The sequence below is a fragment of the Labrenzia sp. PHM005 genome (assembly GCF_006517275.1).
Taxonomy (GTDB): domain Bacteria; phylum Pseudomonadota; class Alphaproteobacteria; order Rhizobiales; family Stappiaceae; genus Roseibium.
This window is the reverse complement of the sequence record NZ_CP041191.1, coordinates 6,007,729-6,023,411: the sequence shown is the minus strand read 5'-3', so window position 1 is coordinate 6,023,411 and position 15,683 is coordinate 6,007,729. Positions and strand designations below refer to the sequence as shown.

17 protein-coding genes are annotated in these 15,683 nt (G+C 55.1%); 8 read left to right on the top strand and 9 right to left on the bottom strand.

Features of this window, described 5'->3' with window-relative positions; all coding sequences use genetic code 11:
• Positions 1-15 precede the first annotated feature (15 nt).
• A complete protein-coding gene (locus FJ695_RS27280) occupies positions 16-552 on the top strand; it encodes a DUF934 domain-containing protein (protein ID WP_141188380.1) in 537 nt (178 codons plus the stop codon).
• Between the two features lie 52 nt (positions 553-604).
• Here the strand turns inward: FJ695_RS27280 and FJ695_RS27275 are convergent, their stop codons facing one another.
• Positions 605-1,642, bottom strand: coding sequence for a LacI family DNA-binding transcriptional regulator (locus FJ695_RS27275; RefSeq protein ID WP_256370139.1), 1,038 nt, complete (start codon positions 1,640-1,642; stop codon positions 605-607).
• A 100-nt stretch (positions 1,643-1,742) separates the two neighbouring features.
• Here FJ695_RS27275 and FJ695_RS27270 point away from each other — a divergent pair, with 100 nt between their 5' ends.
• The 4 genes from FJ695_RS27270 to FJ695_RS27255 all read left to right on the top strand — a co-directional run bounded on the left by FJ695_RS27270 (position 1,743) and on the right by FJ695_RS27255 (position 5,275).
• Entirely contained in the window at positions 1,743-2,303 is a 561-nt protein-coding gene (locus FJ695_RS27270) for a gluconokinase (RefSeq protein WP_209010839.1), read from the top strand.
• A 10-nt stretch (positions 2,304-2,313) separates the two neighbouring features.
• Positions 2,314-3,336: a TRAP transporter substrate-binding protein gene (locus FJ695_RS27265; protein ID WP_209010838.1), complete on the top strand. Its 1,023-nt coding sequence runs from the start codon at positions 2,314-2,316 to the stop codon at positions 3,334-3,336.
• 71 nt (positions 3,337-3,407) lie between these two features.
• Positions 3,408-3,959, top strand: coding sequence for a TRAP transporter small permease subunit (locus tag FJ695_RS27260; RefSeq protein ID WP_141188379.1), 552 nt, complete (start codon positions 3,408-3,410; stop codon positions 3,957-3,959).
• Positions 3,959-5,275 (top strand): TRAP transporter large permease subunit, encoded by a 1,317-nt coding sequence (locus FJ695_RS27255; protein ID WP_141188378.1) that lies wholly within the window; start codon positions 3,959-3,961, stop codon positions 5,273-5,275. The genes FJ695_RS27260 and FJ695_RS27255 overlap by 1 nt, the downstream gene beginning before the upstream one ends.
• Positions 5,276-5,321: 46 nt before the next feature.
• Here the strand turns inward: FJ695_RS27255 and FJ695_RS27250 are convergent, their stop codons facing one another.
• The 5 genes from FJ695_RS27250 to bla form a co-directional block, all read right to left on the bottom strand.
• Positions 5,322-5,726 carry an MAPEG family protein gene (locus FJ695_RS27250; RefSeq protein WP_141188377.1) on the bottom strand — a complete coding sequence of 135 codons (405 nt, stop codon included), beginning with the start codon at positions 5,724-5,726 and terminating at the stop codon, positions 5,322-5,324.
• A 66-nt stretch (positions 5,727-5,792) separates the two neighbouring features.
• Positions 5,793-6,173, bottom strand: coding sequence for a VOC family protein (locus FJ695_RS27245; RefSeq protein WP_141188376.1), 381 nt, complete (start codon positions 6,171-6,173; stop codon positions 5,793-5,795).
• 86 nt (positions 6,174-6,259) lie between these two features.
• Positions 6,260-7,498 (bottom strand): RNA polymerase sigma factor, encoded by a 1,239-nt coding sequence (locus tag FJ695_RS27240; RefSeq protein WP_141188375.1) that lies wholly within the window; start codon positions 7,496-7,498, stop codon positions 6,260-6,262.
• A gap of 23 nt (positions 7,499-7,521) precedes the next feature.
• Positions 7,522-7,950, bottom strand: a complete 429-nt coding sequence (locus FJ695_RS27235) for a YciI family protein (RefSeq protein ID WP_141188374.1) — start codon at positions 7,948-7,950, stop codon at positions 7,522-7,524.
• A gap of 163 nt (positions 7,951-8,113) precedes the next feature.
• On the bottom strand, positions 8,114-9,007 hold the full coding sequence (gene bla / locus FJ695_RS27230; RefSeq protein ID WP_141188373.1) for a class A beta-lactamase: 894 nt from the start codon (positions 9,005-9,007) through the stop codon (positions 8,114-8,116).
• A gap of 185 nt (positions 9,008-9,192) precedes the next feature.
• On the opposite strand from bla, the gene FJ695_RS27225 reads away from it, so the two are divergent.
• Both FJ695_RS27225 and FJ695_RS27220 read left to right on the top strand, forming a co-directional pair.
• Positions 9,193-10,065 carry a LysR family transcriptional regulator gene (locus FJ695_RS27225; protein ID WP_141188372.1) on the top strand — a complete coding sequence of 291 codons (873 nt, stop codon included), beginning with the start codon at positions 9,193-9,195 and terminating at the stop codon, positions 10,063-10,065.
• A gap of 58 nt (positions 10,066-10,123) precedes the next feature.
• Positions 10,124-10,387 carry a hypothetical protein gene (locus FJ695_RS27220; protein ID WP_141188371.1) on the top strand — a complete coding sequence of 88 codons (264 nt, stop codon included), beginning with the start codon at positions 10,124-10,126 and terminating at the stop codon, positions 10,385-10,387.
• Positions 10,388-10,453: 66 nt separating this feature from the next.
• Here the strand turns inward: FJ695_RS27220 and FJ695_RS27215 are convergent, their stop codons facing one another.
• The 3 genes from FJ695_RS27215 to FJ695_RS27205 form a co-directional block, all read right to left on the bottom strand.
• Positions 10,454-11,848, bottom strand: coding sequence for an aspartate aminotransferase family protein (locus FJ695_RS27215; RefSeq protein WP_141188370.1), 1,395 nt, complete (start codon positions 11,846-11,848; stop codon positions 10,454-10,456).
• 31 nt (positions 11,849-11,879) lie between these two features.
• The gene (locus tag FJ695_RS27210; protein WP_209011231.1) at positions 11,880-13,310 is read right to left on the bottom strand and encodes a glutamine synthetase family protein; all 1,431 of its coding nucleotides are present in this window, start codon (positions 13,308-13,310) and stop codon (positions 11,880-11,882) included.
• Between the two features lie 119 nt (positions 13,311-13,429).
• Complete coding sequence (locus FJ695_RS27205) at positions 13,430-14,125, bottom strand: GntR family transcriptional regulator (RefSeq protein ID WP_209010837.1); 696 nt, start codon at positions 14,123-14,125, stop codon at positions 13,430-13,432.
• 148 nt (positions 14,126-14,273) lie between these two features.
• Here FJ695_RS27205 and FJ695_RS27200 point away from each other — a divergent pair, with 148 nt between their 5' ends.
• Positions 14,274-15,662: a glutamine synthetase family protein gene (locus tag FJ695_RS27200; protein WP_141188368.1), complete on the top strand. Its 1,389-nt coding sequence runs from the start codon at positions 14,274-14,276 to the stop codon at positions 15,660-15,662.
• Positions 15,663-15,683 lie beyond the last annotated feature (21 nt).

The following is a 15,683-nucleotide window of genomic DNA, read 5'->3' as shown; positions in this document are numbered from 1 at the left end:
TTGAGGACGCGAAGTATGGCAACGATTTATCAAAACGGCGAGTTCGTCGAGGAAACCTGGGTCCGGGCAGACGCTGAAACAGAAGTATCCGCTGATACGGATCTGCTGGTTCCGTTGGCTCTGTTTCTGGAAGACGCGGACGCCTTCACTTCCCGCACCGGCAAGACTGCGTTGCTGGTCGAGCCCGGCGATGAAGTCGAAAAGGCAGCCACCTATCTGGACCAGCTGGCATATGTGGCGGTGTCCTTCCCGAGTTTTGCCGATGGTCGCGGTTTTTCAACGGCGCGCGATTTGCGCGAGCACCTGAATTATCAGGGCGATATCCGCGCGGTAGGCAACTATATTCTCGACCAGGTGCCGCTCGCCCGCCGCTGTGGTGTTTCCAGTTTTGAGATTTCCAAGCCGGAGGTCTTGAAAGCCTTGAAAGCGGGCGAATGGCCGGAAGTCACCAAGTATCTGCAGCCGGCTTTTGGTGCCATTGAAGAAATCCCGGAAGGCACCCGCCCCTGGGCACGCCGCTCCTTCCGCGATCTTGCAGTTGCTGCCGAATAATGTCTGACACAAGTTCTTAAAAGAGGGGCCGAGTGTCCCTTTTTTTGAGGCCTTAGGCGCGCCGGGCAGTGCTTTCACGCGGTATCAGTTCGAAGCCGAGATCAATACTCTTTTCTTCTGGCGCATTCCCTTGCAGCGTCCCGATCATCATCTCCATGGCGCGCTGACCCATGTCCAGCCGGTGGGTGCGAACGCTGGTAATCGCCGGCGTGGCTGCTGCCATCATCTCCAGATCATTGAAGCCACAAATGCCGATCTGTTCCGGAACGGCGATATTGCGGCGTTGGCATTCAAACAAGGCGCCCAAGGCAAGGTCATCGTTGTTGCAAAGGATCGCGTCAGTGTCTGGAGCCTTGGACAAGAGATCAGCGACCAGTTCACATCCGAGCGAGACATTGGATGGTTTGGGTGTTGTAACCACCCGGTTCGGATTGTAGAGCCCCGCTTTCTCGGCTTCCTCACGAAACCCTTGCAAGCGGCGTTGGCTGCGCGGATCCAGCCGGGCGGCAATATAGCCGGGGCGCTGGTAGCCCATGTCGATGAGATGCTGTGTGGCTACCTTGGAGGCTTCGATATGCGAGAAGCCGATCATCATGTCGTATGGAGAAGGGCCGACCTCCATGACCTGGACAATCGGGCAGTCAGCGTTTTTGAGAAGCGAATCCGTTGCTTCTGATTGGTCTTGACCGGAGATGATCAACCCGGCTGGACGCTGGCTCAAGAAGGTCTGGACCAGCCGTTCTTCTTCCAGCGGTGAATACCTGGAATTGCCGAGCTGGAGCTGCCACTTGCTGCCTTCGGTAACCTCATACACTCCGCGCAGAACATCAGCGAAAACATTGTTGGTGACCGATGGTACAATGACACCAATGACGTTGGTTTTGCCGGCTGCAAGAGCGCTGGCGTTGGGGTCCGGAATATATCCCATCCGGTTAACAACGGCAGTGATCCGCTGCCGCGTTTTCTCAGACACCTTCTCAGGTGACCTTAGGGCACGGGACACTGTCATGGCGCTGACGCCAGCCTCTTGTGCCACATCGGTGATCGATGGTTTTGATTTGTCCCGCAATACCAGGTCTTTAGTGCTCAATTGATGGTGGTGCGAGACTAGTTCAAAAAAATTGCGTTGACAAATGTTATCGCTAACATAATGATGCAGCTACCGATGAGATTGATGTTGGGGAAATTTGTTGCAGTCTTTCGAGAACCGTCTGTTGATCGTTATGGGCGTTTGTGGCGTCGGAAAAAGTGCGTTGGCGGACCATCTGTCCTTGGCCTTGGGCGCAGAAATGGTAGAAGCAGATGATTATCACGATGCCGGAAGCCGCGAGAAAATGGCTGCGGGCATCCCATTGACCGACGAAGAGCGGAAGCCTTGGCTGGTTAATGTCGCAAAGGCCGCCAAACAGATATCTGATCGTGGAGATAGCGCTATCATTGCATGCTCCAGTTTGAAGAGATCCTATCGGGATATCTTGAGAACAGAGCTTGGCGGCTGCACCTTCATTCACCTGACCGGTGAGCGGGACCAGATCGCCGAAAGGTTGGCTGGAAGGACCGGGCACTTCGTTGGTGAAGCCCTTCTCGACAGCCAAATTGCGACCTTGGAACCGTTGGAAACAGATGAAGATGGGGTGACAGTCGACGTCTCTTATCCGATTGCGCGGGTCGCTGACCGCGCCTTGCAAGAATTGCAGCTTTCAAAAGCTGCTCAGGACCATCGCCGTAACCCGGCGGTGAAAACACTCTAGGGAGGAAGTCATGTTGAAATTATTGTCTCATACCGCCATTGCCGCCCTCGCGGCTGGCACGCTCATGTCATCTGCGATCGCTGCAGATTTCTCGTTCCGGTTCCAGTCGTCGGATCCGGCAGGCAACCCGAATTTTGAGCTGCAGCAGGGTTGGGCGGAAAGTGTCAAGGAAAAGACCGGCGGCCGTGTTGAAATCGAACTACTGCCAGTGGAATCCATCGTTGCCCACAATGAGACTCAGGATGCCGTCGCTGCTGGCATCCTTGATGGCCACGTAACAGACACGTCGTATTTCTCGGGCAAAGATCCGGCATTCGGCTTGATCGCCAATCCGGTCGGCGCCTGGTCGTCTCCGGATGAGATGTTTGCCTTCATGGCCAACGGCGGAGGCAAGGAGCTGATGAACGAGCTCTTAGAGCCCTACGGTCTGCGTTTCATCGGTGCGACAACACCGGGTCTGGAAGCGTTCATTTCCAAAAAGCAGCTGAACGGGGTCGATGACCTGAAAGGCCTAAAAATGCGGGCACCGGAAGGTCTGGTGCAGCAGGTGTTTGCCGCAGCGGGTGCAGCTCCGGTAAACTTGCCAGGTTCTGAAGTCTTCACAGCCCTCGACAAAGGTGTGATTGATGCCGCTGACTACACTGTGTTTTCAACCAATCACGCGCAAGGCATGCACGGCGTTGCAGCGTTCCCGGTCTACCCAGGTTTCCATTCCATGCCGCTCGTTGAAATCTCCCTGAGCAAGGCAAAGTGGGATGCGCTGCCGACAGATCTTCAGGCTGCGCTGGAAGAAAGCGTGACCGAGTTTGCATCGAGCCAGGTTGCGGCTTTGGCGGCACGCGATCTTGAAGCCGTTGAAGAAGCAAAGGCCAGCGGCAAAGTCACCGTCACAGACTGGCCGGCTGAAGAACGCGCCAAGTTCCGCACGATTGCAAAAGGCGAGTGGGCCAAGGTTGCTGAACGCTCAGACAATGCAAAACGTGTCTATGATGTGCTGACTGGCTACCTCAAGGAAAATGGGTTGATGCAATAACACCCATTTTGGGAACTCAAGAGCGGGCGCAGTTTGCGCCCGTTTTCTATCGGGCAGTTTAGGGGGCAAATGTGACCGGCAGAGAAGATCAAACAAAAGAAGATGAGGATCCCGGTGCAATTGCCGAAGCCGGGCTACTTGGACGCTGGATTGACAAGGGTGGGATCCTGTTTGCAGGCGGCATTGTTGTGTCGATGCTGGTTCTATTGAACGAGGTGTTCCTCCGCTACGTGTTCAACGCACCAACGATTTGGGCACATGAAACCACGATTTTTCTATGTGGTGCCGCGTTCATCTATGGCGGGCTTTATTGCACGGTTCGGGACCGGCATATTCGGGTTGTTCTGATCTACGATGCATTGCCCGATAACGTGCGCCGCATATTCAACGTAATCATTTCCCTGATCTGTGCGGTTTCCAGCGCCTTTTTCGCCTGGGCAGCCTATTTGATGGTTCTGCGCGCCGCATTCCGGCCGGACGGTAGCTTCCGGCTCGAACGGTCGGGTAGCGCCTGGGATCCTGTTTTTCCAGGGGCGATCAAGGTCTTTCTTCTTGGTGTCCTCGTGGCAATGGCGCTCCAGTTTCTGGTGCTTGCCGTCAATTACGCGCGGGGCAAACGGTAATGGAATTCTTCGGATCTTTGCAGCCGCTTGGAATTGAGAGCGGCACCTTGCTCATGTTCGTGATGCTGCTGGCGCTGCTCGTGTCCGGCATTCCGCTGGCATTTGTGACTTTGCTTGTGGCGCTGGTGTTTGCGCTGGGCTGGTTCGGGCCGATGGTTGTGCCGCTGATCACCAGCCGCGTTTATTCCTTTGTCTCATCCTTCGTCTTTGTCTCCGTGCCGATGTTCGTCCTGATGGCGGCCATTTTGGACCGCTCCGGGATCGCACGGGATCTGTTTGATGCCATGAAGCTGTTGGGCGGACGGTTGCGCGGCGGTGTCGCCATTCAGACGATTGTCGTGGCAGTGATCCTGGCCGCGATGAGCGGCATCATTGGCGGTGAGGTTGTTTTGCTTGGGCTGGTTGCCCTGCCGCAAATGCTGCGCCTTGGCTACGACAAACATCTCGCCATCGGGGTGGTTTGCGCAGGTGGTGCGCTTGGCACCATGGTGCCGCCATCAATCGTGTTGATCATCTACGGCCTGACCGCAAATGTATCGGTTGGGGATCTCTTCACTGCTGCCTTTATTCCGGGTTTGATGCTGGCCGGATTTTATGTCGCTTATGTTCTCATTCGGGCCTATCTCAATCCGTCCATCGCGCCGATCCCGGAAGGCGAAGACACGCCGCTTTCGGAAAAGCTGCGGCTGTTGAAAGGCCTGATCTTACCACTTGCCGTCGTTGCGGGCGTTCTGGGGTCCATATATGGCGGGATTGCCAGTGTGACGGAGGCATCCGCTGTCGGCGTTGCCGGCGTGCTCCTGTCGACGGTCGTGCGCGGTGAATTCACGCTTGGATTGTTGAAGGGCGCAGCGCTGCAAACCCTTCAAACGGTCGGCATGATCGTCTGGATCGGCATTGGCGCATCCGCGCTCGTCGGTGTCTTTAATCTGATGGGTGGCATCAAGTTCGTGTCTGCCTTGATCTCCGGTGTCTCGGATAATCCCACCATCATCTTGCTCTTCATGATGTTGATCTTGTTCGTGCTTGGCATGTTTCTGGATTGGGTTGGCATCGCCTTGCTAACCATGCCGATTTTTGTGCCGATCATCAAAACCCTTGGGTATGACCCGGTCTGGTTTGGGGTTCTGTTCTGCATGAACATGCAGGTGTCGTTCTTGTCTCCACCGTTTGGGCCAGCGGCGTTTTACCTAAAGAGTGTTGCGCCACCGGACATATCGTTGGCAACGATCTTCAGATCACTCCTGCCTTTCATTGCGCTGCAGGTTCTAGCGGTTGCTCTTCTGATTGCCTTTCCGGGCATTACGGGCAGATGACAAGAAAAGACCGGGGCACGTCCCCGGTCTATTTTACGTCTGGCTGTCAGACGGCATTGGTGAGCCGCAAAACCACAAAAAGCGGAAATACAGCCATTGGCGCCATTGTAAAAAGCATGCCGACAGCCCGGCCATTCCCCCACCCGACAGTCACGATCGTAGTGTAGTGGATCAGCCGGCCCAGCAGAAGCGAAGTGCCGCCAGCCCAAATCAGCCAGGCGGGCGCACCTGCAATTTCAGCCGCCGCCATGGCGATCAAGACGATCGGGACGGTTTCTGTGAAGTTGCAGTGAGCGCGCATCCGTTTTTGCAGTGTTTCGTCGCCATCGTCCCAAAAAGATATGTTGGTTTGCACCCGGCGGAGACCAACAGCGATGGTCATGGGAATTTGAATAAGGGCAAACACGGCAGCAAACAGAAGTGTGACGGAAAGCGAATTTAGAAGGTCCATAGCGGTCATCCTTAAGGGCATGGAAGCGGCAAGTGTTCATTGCCGGCTTCCTGGATCGCAAATTGATCAAGAGGCTTGGGATTCATATGTGATCAGCGCGATCACACCGCCAACCGGGTCGGAAATCGTTGCCATCCGGCCGACTGTTGGAACCGAAAAGGGTTCTGCAAGAACAGTCGCCCCCAAAGCCTTCGCCTTGGCGACCCGCGCATCGACATCATCGACAGTCACATAAGGGAGCCAATGTGCTTTGTCTGCGGCCATGGGCGGAAACCCGCCGACCTTGTCTTCTCCATTTTTGATGACGGTATAAGTGGCGTCCGGCATTTCCATATCCTCGGTGCCCCAATCAAGAAGATCGGTGTAAAAAGCCCTGGCCTTTGCGCCATCACCACTGTGAAGTTCCATCCAGCTGAAAGTGCCATGTGTCTGCATTGGATTGCTCATGTCTCGTCCTCTTAACTTTGTGTCCTGGTTGATCCAGGTGGTCAGAGGACGGCGGCGATTTAGCAAATCCGACAGGGTCGAGAAAATTATTTGAGATTTTTTAGTTGCTTCAGAAGGTGCGCGCGTTCGGTTTCTGTGCCCGCCAATTTGATTGCCTCTTCGAAGGCTGATTTGGCGGCATCACTGTTTCCGGTTTCTGCGAGCAGGGTCGCTTTGGCCGCGTGAAAGCTGGCATAGCGCGACAGGGAACTGGCCAGCGGTTCCAGCTGGCGTAAAGCGGCCTCCTGTCCGTTGATTTTGGCGAGAACGACTGCCCTGTTCAGTTTGACGACCGGGGAGGGGCGAATGTGGTCAAGCGCCCGGTAAAGACGCTCGATTTCCGCCCAGTCGGTTTCCTTATAGGTTTTTGCCCGGGCATGGGTTGCCGCAATGGCCGCCTCGATTTGAAGCGGGCCGGGAGCGTGTTTCAAAAGCGCTGTTTCGAGAAGAACGGTCCCCTCAGCAATCCGGTTTTTGTCCCAAAGGTTGCGGTCCTGCTCGTCCAATGTGATTGGCATGCCGTCTTCGCTCACACGGGCAGTGCTTCGGGAATGCTGGACAAGGCAGAGGGACAGCAGCCCCTTGAGTTCCGGTTCTTCCGGAAACAGGCGCACCAGCAACCGCGCTAGGCGGATAGCTTCATCGCACAGCGTTTCCCGGATGATAGCTTCACCCTGAGACGCCGAATAACCTTCGTTGAACACCAGATAGATGGCATTTGCCACCGATTGCAGCCTTTCGGTGCGTTGGGTCGCATCGGGCTCCTCATAGCTTAGTTTTGCGGCCTGTATTTTCTTCTTCGCCCGGGTAATTCGTTGTTCCATCGTTTTGGGTTGGACCAGGAACGCCCGCGCAATTTCATCGACTGACAGACCGGCGACAATCTTGAGCGCCAAAGCAATTTGCTGGTCCTTGCGCAAAATCGGGTGGCAACACGTAAAGAGGAGCCGGACAACATCGTCCCGGAAATGGGCTTGATCGAGTGCGCCTGGCATGTCGTCCGAGAGATATGTCTCATCGGGAATTGGTTCGAACGTTTCAGGAGATGTCAGGGCCTCGCGCTTTCGCTTTCGGATCTGGTCAATGCCGTAATTGCGTCCAGCGACAATCAGCCATGCAACGGGGTCCTTGGGGAGCGTTTCATCGCTCCAAGTCTTGACCGCGCGGATAGAGGCTTCCTGAAAGGCATCTTCAGCGAGATCAATGTCTTGAAAATAGCGGTTGAGCGCGGCCAACACCCGTGGCCGGGCTGCTTTGACATGTGTGGAGAGCCAGGCTCCGTGCATGTGCGGCAACTGCCCGCGACCCCTTAAACCTGCTCGGGCATGGAATCGACATCTTCCAGAAAGGCCTCGTTCACGACCATTCGCTCGCCATTTTTGTAGTCAGCGCCTTCAAAAAACTCGACCGGCCTGACTTCAACTCTGCCATATTCAATCGGCAACAACTTCACCGCTTCCATAGCCTCATTGAGGGTCGGATAATCGACCAGATAAAAACCAAGAAACTGTTCCTTGGTCTCCGCAAATGGGCCGTCAGTCACCAGCACATCGTCGTTCTCTCGATGCATCGTCACGGCAGTTCCGGTCGACATCAGTTTGACCGCTGCGCCAAAACTTTTGTCGGTTTTGGTGTGACGGTGAAAATCGCCGTGTTTGCTCATCAGCTCATCCATTTCGGCCTTGCTGAGAGCATCTGCGAAGCTCTCATCATTGTAAATCAGGATCGAAAAAAGCATTGGGTCATCCTCCGTTTAGGTGACCAAGGAACGAATGGCTTGAACCTTATCCGACAGCGGGGATGAGAAAAACTGAAAACAATTGGAAATTTAGCTGATTGGATTCTCGAAACCTTGCTCCAGATTGGGCAAGTCGGAGCAAGGTTATCATGTCCTCTGCGTTTTAGTGTGTAGCCTCCAGTGACCTAGCAAAAGCGGCACCAACTTCGGCAATTGCCTTGTTGCGGACCTTAAAGGCAGCCTTGTTTTCCGTCAGATACACCACGAGTGCGAGAGGTTTGCGGTTTGGCGGCCAGATGATCGCTATGTTGCCGCGCGATCCATAGGCACCGGCGCCGGTCTTGTCGCCAATCCTCCACCCTTCCGGTAGGCCGGCACGGAGTGTGGAATCGCCGACCAAATTGCCTTCAAGCCAACCGGCGAGTTTGTTGCGGGACGCATCTGACAAGGCATTTGAAAAGACCAGTTTATACAGTGTTTCTGCCGCCGCACGTGGTGTGGTCGTATCCCGTGGATCGCCCGGTGTTCCTTCATTAAGTGTTGGTTCGTAGCGATCAAGCCGGGTTATTTGATCGCCGACCGATCGCATAAAGGCCGTCAATCCGGCAGGTCCGCCGAGTTCTTGAAGAACAAGATTCGCAGCCGTGTTGTCGCTGGTCGTGACGGTGGCTTCACACAGGTCCGCATAGGTTAGATTTGAAGAGCCAATGTGGTCCTTCGTCACCGGCGAATGTTTGACGATCATGTCTTCTTCAATCGCAACCGGCTGACCAAGATCGCTTTTGCCGGTGTCGACCTGGTGAAGGAGAGTAGCGCAGGCAAACGCCTTCATGGTGCTGTTCATGGGAAAGCGCTGGTCGCCATTATAGTCCCACTCAATCGCATTTTCCGGATCATAGACTGCGATCCCGATGCGGGTTTTCAACCTGTTTTCAATTTCGTTTGCAGCCTTTTGGAGGGGGGCGGGGTTGAACTCGGTAGCAAGGGCTGGCGGCACTCCAATCAGGGCAAGCAGAAGCGCTGCTGCGCCAAGTGAGAGCGGTTTTCGAAACATCATAAGAAGTGTCCAATCATCTCAAGTTTGGGAGGCTTCAGCCGCGGTTCTGAAGCAAATCCGATCGGTGGGCGGACTATGCGAAGAACTTGAGGGATCGACAAATGATGGTTTCTCGGATTAGGCATGAGAAAATCTTGGGCTAAAAGCCCGCCGGAAATTTAAGTGACAAGGCCCGGTGAATTCAGATGAACGTATCGCAACTGCCGCTCAATGCTCTGCGCGCTTTTGAGGCGTCTGCCCGGCTTGGCAGCTTTACCAAGGCGGGTCTGGAACTCAGGGTGTCTCAGACCGCTGTTAGCCATCAGGTCAAATCGCTGGAAGCCGTCCTTGGGATTTCATTGTTCGACCGTTTGCCGCGCGGAGTGGTGCTGACCGATGAAGGACAGACATTGCTGCCAGTTTTAAACGATGCGTTCAATCGGATGAGCGCAGCGCTGAGCCGGTTCGAACACGGTAATTTCCAAGAGGTTTTGACAATCGGCGTTGTTTCGACCTTTGCCAATGGCTGGCTGATCGCCCGGCTGAAAGAGTTCTCGCAAATCTATCCGGACGTGGATGTCCGCTTGAAAACAAACAACAACCGTGCAGATTTTTTGGAAGACGGTCTCGATTATTTCATCCGTTTCGGTGATGGCGCTTGGCACAGCACCAATGCCATACCGCTCATCGAAGCGCCCTTGTCTCCAATTTGTGCATCTGACCTGGCGCGGGATCTGAAGGAGCCTTCGGACCTGAAGTCCTTACCACTGCTGCGGTCTTACCGTCATGACGAGTGGAGCCGATGGTTTCAGGCAGCAGGTGTTGAGCCGCCCGCCCCGAGAGGATGGGTGTTTGATTCTTCAATCGCAATGGCAGGGGCTGCCGCCCAAGGGGTCGGTGTTGCTTTGGTACCAGTGGCAATGTTTCAGGAAGAACTGAGTTCAGGTCAATTGGTGCAGCCGTTTCCGCAGTCGGTATCTCTGGGGCGTTATTGGCTGACCTGGCTCAAGTCCCGGAAAGAGACAGGAGCGATGCGGCAGTTCAGAGACTGGATCGCAGTCAGTACATCTATAGATTGAAATTATTAAGTATCAACCTGATATACCTAAGGTCTTTCAACAGGATGGGCTGACAACAATGATTGAAACGATCGAAAAACTATTGGCTATTCCTGTTCCGGTTTGGATTGGCCTGACCATATTCCTAGTCGGATTTGCAGTCTTTGTGAGGGCCACAAATCCGGGAAAAGCACACGGCGACTTCAAGGTCTCCAAACCAGCTCAGCCATTGCAAAACGGGTCTCCCTACCGTGATTTCCAAGCTCAAGGAAATTCACATGCAAGTGTCGAAGACGAAAATGCTGAACACCACCTAACAAGCGGCAATCACAAGCACTTCTGAGACCAACGCATTCCTATGCAAGTTCGAGGTTAGGTGGCGGCTTTTTCAAAAGCCGCCACTCTGGGCTTAGCTCAGCCAACCGTCCCGTTTCAGAATCCGATAGGTATCGTTCAGCGTTTTCTCAGCTGTTGCTACCAGGTGATCGGCTTCCTCGTGTGACAGGACCAGCGGCGGGGAGATGATCATGCTGTCGCGGACCGCGCGCATGACCATGCCGTGTTCGAAGGAAATGTCGCGGCAGAGATTTCCGGGCACACCAACGTCGGAGAATTTCTTGGTGAGGTTGTTCTTGTCGGGAACCAGTTCCAACGCGCCAACCAGCCCGGTCATGCGGGCTTCGCCGACGAGTTCGTGCTCGACCAGCTTCAACCAGCGCTCTTTGAGGTAGGGGCCAATGTCATTCTTGACCCGGTCGACAAGGCCTTCGCGTTCGATGATCTCAAGATTGGCAAGGGCGGCAGCCGCACAAACCGGGTGACCGGAATAGGTGTAGCCATGGTTGAAATCGTCCCCGGCGTTCATCAAACCTTCGGCGACCCTGTCAGACACCATGACACCGCCCATCGGCAGATAGCCTGAGGTCAGGCCTTTGGCGATCGGCATCAGGTCCGGTTTCATGCCGTAGAAGGTGGAACCGAACCATTCACCCAAACGGCCAAAACCGCAAATGACTTCGTCAGAGACAAACAGGATATCGCGTTCATCCAAAATGCGTTTGATTTCCGGCCAGTAGGTGTCGGGCGGGATGATAACACCACCGGCGCCTTGGATCGGTTCGGCAATAAAGGCGGCAACCTTGTCTTCGCCGATTTCATCAATGGCCTGTTCCAGCTTGCGGGCGATGTGAATACCGAACTCATCCGGGTTCATATCCTGACCTTCACCGAACCAGTAGGGCTGATCGATGTGATGAACACCGGATACCGGCAAATCGCCTTGCGCATGCATGGCCTTCATGCCGCCAAGGCTGGTACCGGCCAGGGTGGAGCCGTGATAGCCGTTCCAGCGGCCGATGATCACCTTTTTGTCCGCCTTGCCCATCTTGTCCCAATAGGTACGGACCATCCGGAAGACCGTGTCGTTGGCTTCCGAGCCGGACGAGCAATAAAACACCGTGTTGATGTGATCTGGTGCAAGCTTTGCCAGCTTTTCAGAAAGCGCGATGGCCGGCGGGTGGGTCGTCTTGAAGAACGTGTTGTAATAGGCCAACTCGTTCATCTGCTTGGTAACCGCTTCGGTGATTTCCGAGCGGCCATGGCCCACCTGGACACACCAAAGACCCGCCATGCCATCCAGGATTTGTTTGCCGTCCGAATCTTGCAGCCAGACGCCATTCGCGCTGGTGATGATCCGGCTGCCTTCCGCGTTCAAAGACTTCATGTCGGAAAACGGGTGCCAGTGATGGGCCGCGTCCAGTTCCTGAAGGGCCTTGGTCGGGTAGATGTTGGAATGGGCCGTCATGGCAAAGACTCCAAGGGAAAATAAGCTGTGATCAGACGTTGAGCAGGAGGTATTCCCGCTCCCAAGGGCTGATTACCGACATGAAGGTTTCGAACTCTTCGTATTTGATGGCCCGGTAAGTGGCGACGAACTTTTCGCCAAATACTTCGACCATGTCATCGGAGTTTTCGAATTTGGTGAGTGCTTCCGGCAGGCCACGTGGCAGCGATTTTGCCAATTCCGTGCAATCGTCCATGCGCGGCGCATCAGGCTTAATGCCTTTTACGATGCCGAGATAACCACACGCCAGGGACGCCGCGATGGCCAGATATGGATTGGCGTCGGAGCCGGGGATCCGGTTTTCCAGGCGCCGGGCATCCGGGCTGGAGTGCGGGACACGCAAACCGACGGTCCGGTTATCATACCCCCAATAGACATTCACCGGAGAGGTCGAGGTTTTCGAAAACCGCCGGTAAGAGTTCACAAAGGGCGCCATGATCGGCGTGACCAGCGGCAGATAGGTCTGGTGGCCGGCAATGAAGGACAGGAAGGCTTCCGTCTCCATTCCGTTGTCGCCCGCAAAAATGTTCTGACCGGTGTTTTTGTCGAGCACAGACTGGTGGATGTGCATGGCAGAACCGGGCTGGTTCGACATCGGTTTGGACATGAACGTGGCATACATGCCGTGGCGCAAGGCAGCTTCGCGGATCGTGCGTTTGAACAAGAAAACCTGATCGGCCAGCGCAAGCGGTTCGCCGTGGCGCAGATTGATTTCCATCTGCGCGGCACCTTCTTCGTGGATCAAGGTGTCGATTTCCAGACCCTGCTTTTCCGACAGGTCATAGATGTCGTCGATAAGATCGTCGAATTCATTGAGAGCCGAAATGGAATAAGACTGCCGGCCAACTTCCGGCCGCCCGGACCGTCCTGTCGGCGGCTCTAACGGATCATCCGGGTCGGTGTTCGGGCGGACCAGATAAAACTCAATTTCCGGCGCGACGACCGGCTTCCAGCCCTTGTCGTCATAGAGTTTCAAGATGCGCTTAAGGACGTTCCGCGGTGCGGTTTCAACTGGGGCACCTTCGCGTGTGTAGGCATCGTGAATAAGCTGCGCTGTCGGATCACTTTCCCAAGGAACGGATGTCAGCGTGCTGTAGTCAGCGCGGAAGAAGAGGTCGCCGTCGATAGGATTGTGCTGGAAGCGGTCGTCGTCTTCCGGATAGTCACCGGAAATCGTCTGCGCGAAGATCGAGGCTGGCATGGTCATGACAGGGCCGGAGAAGAATTTCTCGGTCGGCATCATTTTGCCGCGCGCCACGCCCGCCAGGTCCGGAACGATGCACTCGATATCCTCAATGTTTCTGACCTTCAGCCAGTCTCGAGCGGTATCGACGTCTTTTACGCCGCGCAGGTTCGACAAAGGATCGAGAGTTTCAGATTCTGATTTTTCATCCGTCACGGGTTGGCTCCGGCGGTTGGGGATGTGGTCTGTAGGTGGAAGCTGGTTCCATACCAACGCTGCCTTGCCAAAAACCAAAGGTCCCGGATTTTCTCAATCAAGAGATTTTTGTGATCACAAAATGACACAGTCTGGAAATGTGTTCAAGCGGGGCCTGCAGCATCCAGTATCGCTTTTCCCATTAAACCCATACCGTCCTCGATATCGGCCGAGATTGCCGCTTTAAGAGCCGCGGCGTCCTGCGTCTTCATTGCTTCAATTGCTTCTTTGTGCCGGTCTTCCAGGCTCGCCGTCCCAACCCGGCCGTAGACGGTGCGCATAAAGGGCGCGAATTGCAGCCATAGACTGTCTACCAAAGGAAGCAACACCTGTGACGCGGACGCTTGGTAGATCTGGAAATGAAAAGCGTGGTTGAGCCGCATGTAAGATTCCGCATCCCCTGAAATCAGGCACGCATCGATATCATCATCGATTTTCTGAAGGTCTCTGATGTTTTTGCTTTTCAAGAAGGGGAGTGCGCGTTCGGCCAGTTCGGGTTCTAGGAGCAGGCGGGCTTTCAGAACTTCATCAAATCGGGCCGGTGTCATATCCGGTACTTGCACCCGTCCGTTGGCTTTGACTTCAAGGGCGTTTTCGGCTGCCAGCCGTTGCAAAACCTCGCGAACCGGCATCGGGCTGACACCAAGATCAGCAGCAAGACCCCGCAATGTCACAGCCTTGCCCGGGATGAAGCGGCCGGTCAAAAGACCGGTGCGAACGGCAGCCTCTACAAGACCGCGTGCCGCGCCGCGTGGGGACGTCGGGGGTGTGGGAGTGTCTTTTGCCAAGTCTGCGGACAATGCAGTCCTCCTTGCCTAGGCAGATCAGGTTGAGCGCCAGAGTAACTTGACAGGCTTGCCGGAAAGTGATCACATTTTTTTCAGGAACGCAATGGCTGTCGCAGTCTGCCCCATCGACACAGCCGTGAACCGGAAAAGCTGAGGCCCTATGAACGAACTTCCGCACCAGATACTGGAACATCCGGCAGATCCCGGTTGGAAGTCGGCCTTCGAAGCCTTTCTGGAAGAGCATTCCGACCTGGACACCCTGGAAGTTGTCCTGCCGGACACAAACGGAGTTCTGCGTGGCAAATGGTTGCCTGGCAAAGCGCTGGCAAAGGTGTTTGAAGGCGGCGTTGCCTTTCCCTATTCGCTCTTCGGCCTGGATGTCTGGGGCCGGGAGGTGGAAGCCACCGGCATGCACCTGGAAACCGGTGACAAGGACGGTGTGTGCTGGCCAATCCCGGAAACTTTAAAACTGGTTCCCTGGACTGAGCGTAAAACGGCTCAGGTGCTGCTTTCCATGTATGATCGGGATGGCGAACCGTTTCCGGCTGATCCGCGTCATGTACTTGAAAACACCGTCTTGCAAATGAAGCAGGAATTTGGCGTTTCAGCCACATGTGCCTTTGAGTTGGAATTCTATCTGTTTGAGGAAAGCGACGGCGACTGGACGGAGCAGCCCAAACCGTTGTTCTCAACCCATCTGGGCCCGGCGCGGCAAAACATGTACGCGTTGTCGGACCTGGAAGCGTTGCTGCCAGTGGTCGACGATTTGCGTAAGGCCTGTGAAGCGCAAGGGATACCAGCTGATGCCGCTGTATCAGAAGCAGCTCCCGGCCAGTTCGAGCTGAACCTGCACCATCGCCGTGATCCGCTACTTGCTGCCGATGATGTGGTGCTTCTGCGCCGGCTTGTTGCTGGGGTTGCCCGAAAGCATGAACTGAAAGCCTCTTTTATGGCCAAACCGTTTGTGGAATGGCCAGGCAATGGCATGCATGTTCATGTCTCTATGGAAGATGACAACGGCAATCTGTTTGCCGACCCGGATGAAGGCCCAGCCCGCCTTGGCTACGCCATAAATGGTTTGCTGAAGACGATGCCGGAAGCACTCCTTCTCTTCATTTCGACCTTCAACGGTTTCCGCCGCATGCAGCCGGGGTCTTATGCCCCGGCATCGATTTGCTGGGGTTATGACAACCGTTCGGTCGCACTGCGGGTACCGGCATCTTCTCCAGAAGCTGCACGAGTGGAACACCGGATCGCTGGTGCAGACGCCAATCCGTATCTGGTTCTCACCGGGATCCTGTCCGGGATGATGGAGGGGCTACGATTAAAGAAAGATCCGCCGGCGCCTGTGACCGGAAATGCATATGAAAAACGGAAAAAGCGGCTGACTCCCTGGATGGATGAGGCCATCGATGCATTTGAAGCGTCAAAACTAATGAAGCGGGCCGTCGGCGCAGAAATGCATAAAGTTCTGACAGAGATAAAGCGGGAAGAGTTGAACGAATTCGGGCGGGAAATCTCGTCCTTGGAGCGGCAAACCTATCTGTGACGCCGCCGATGCACATTTGTG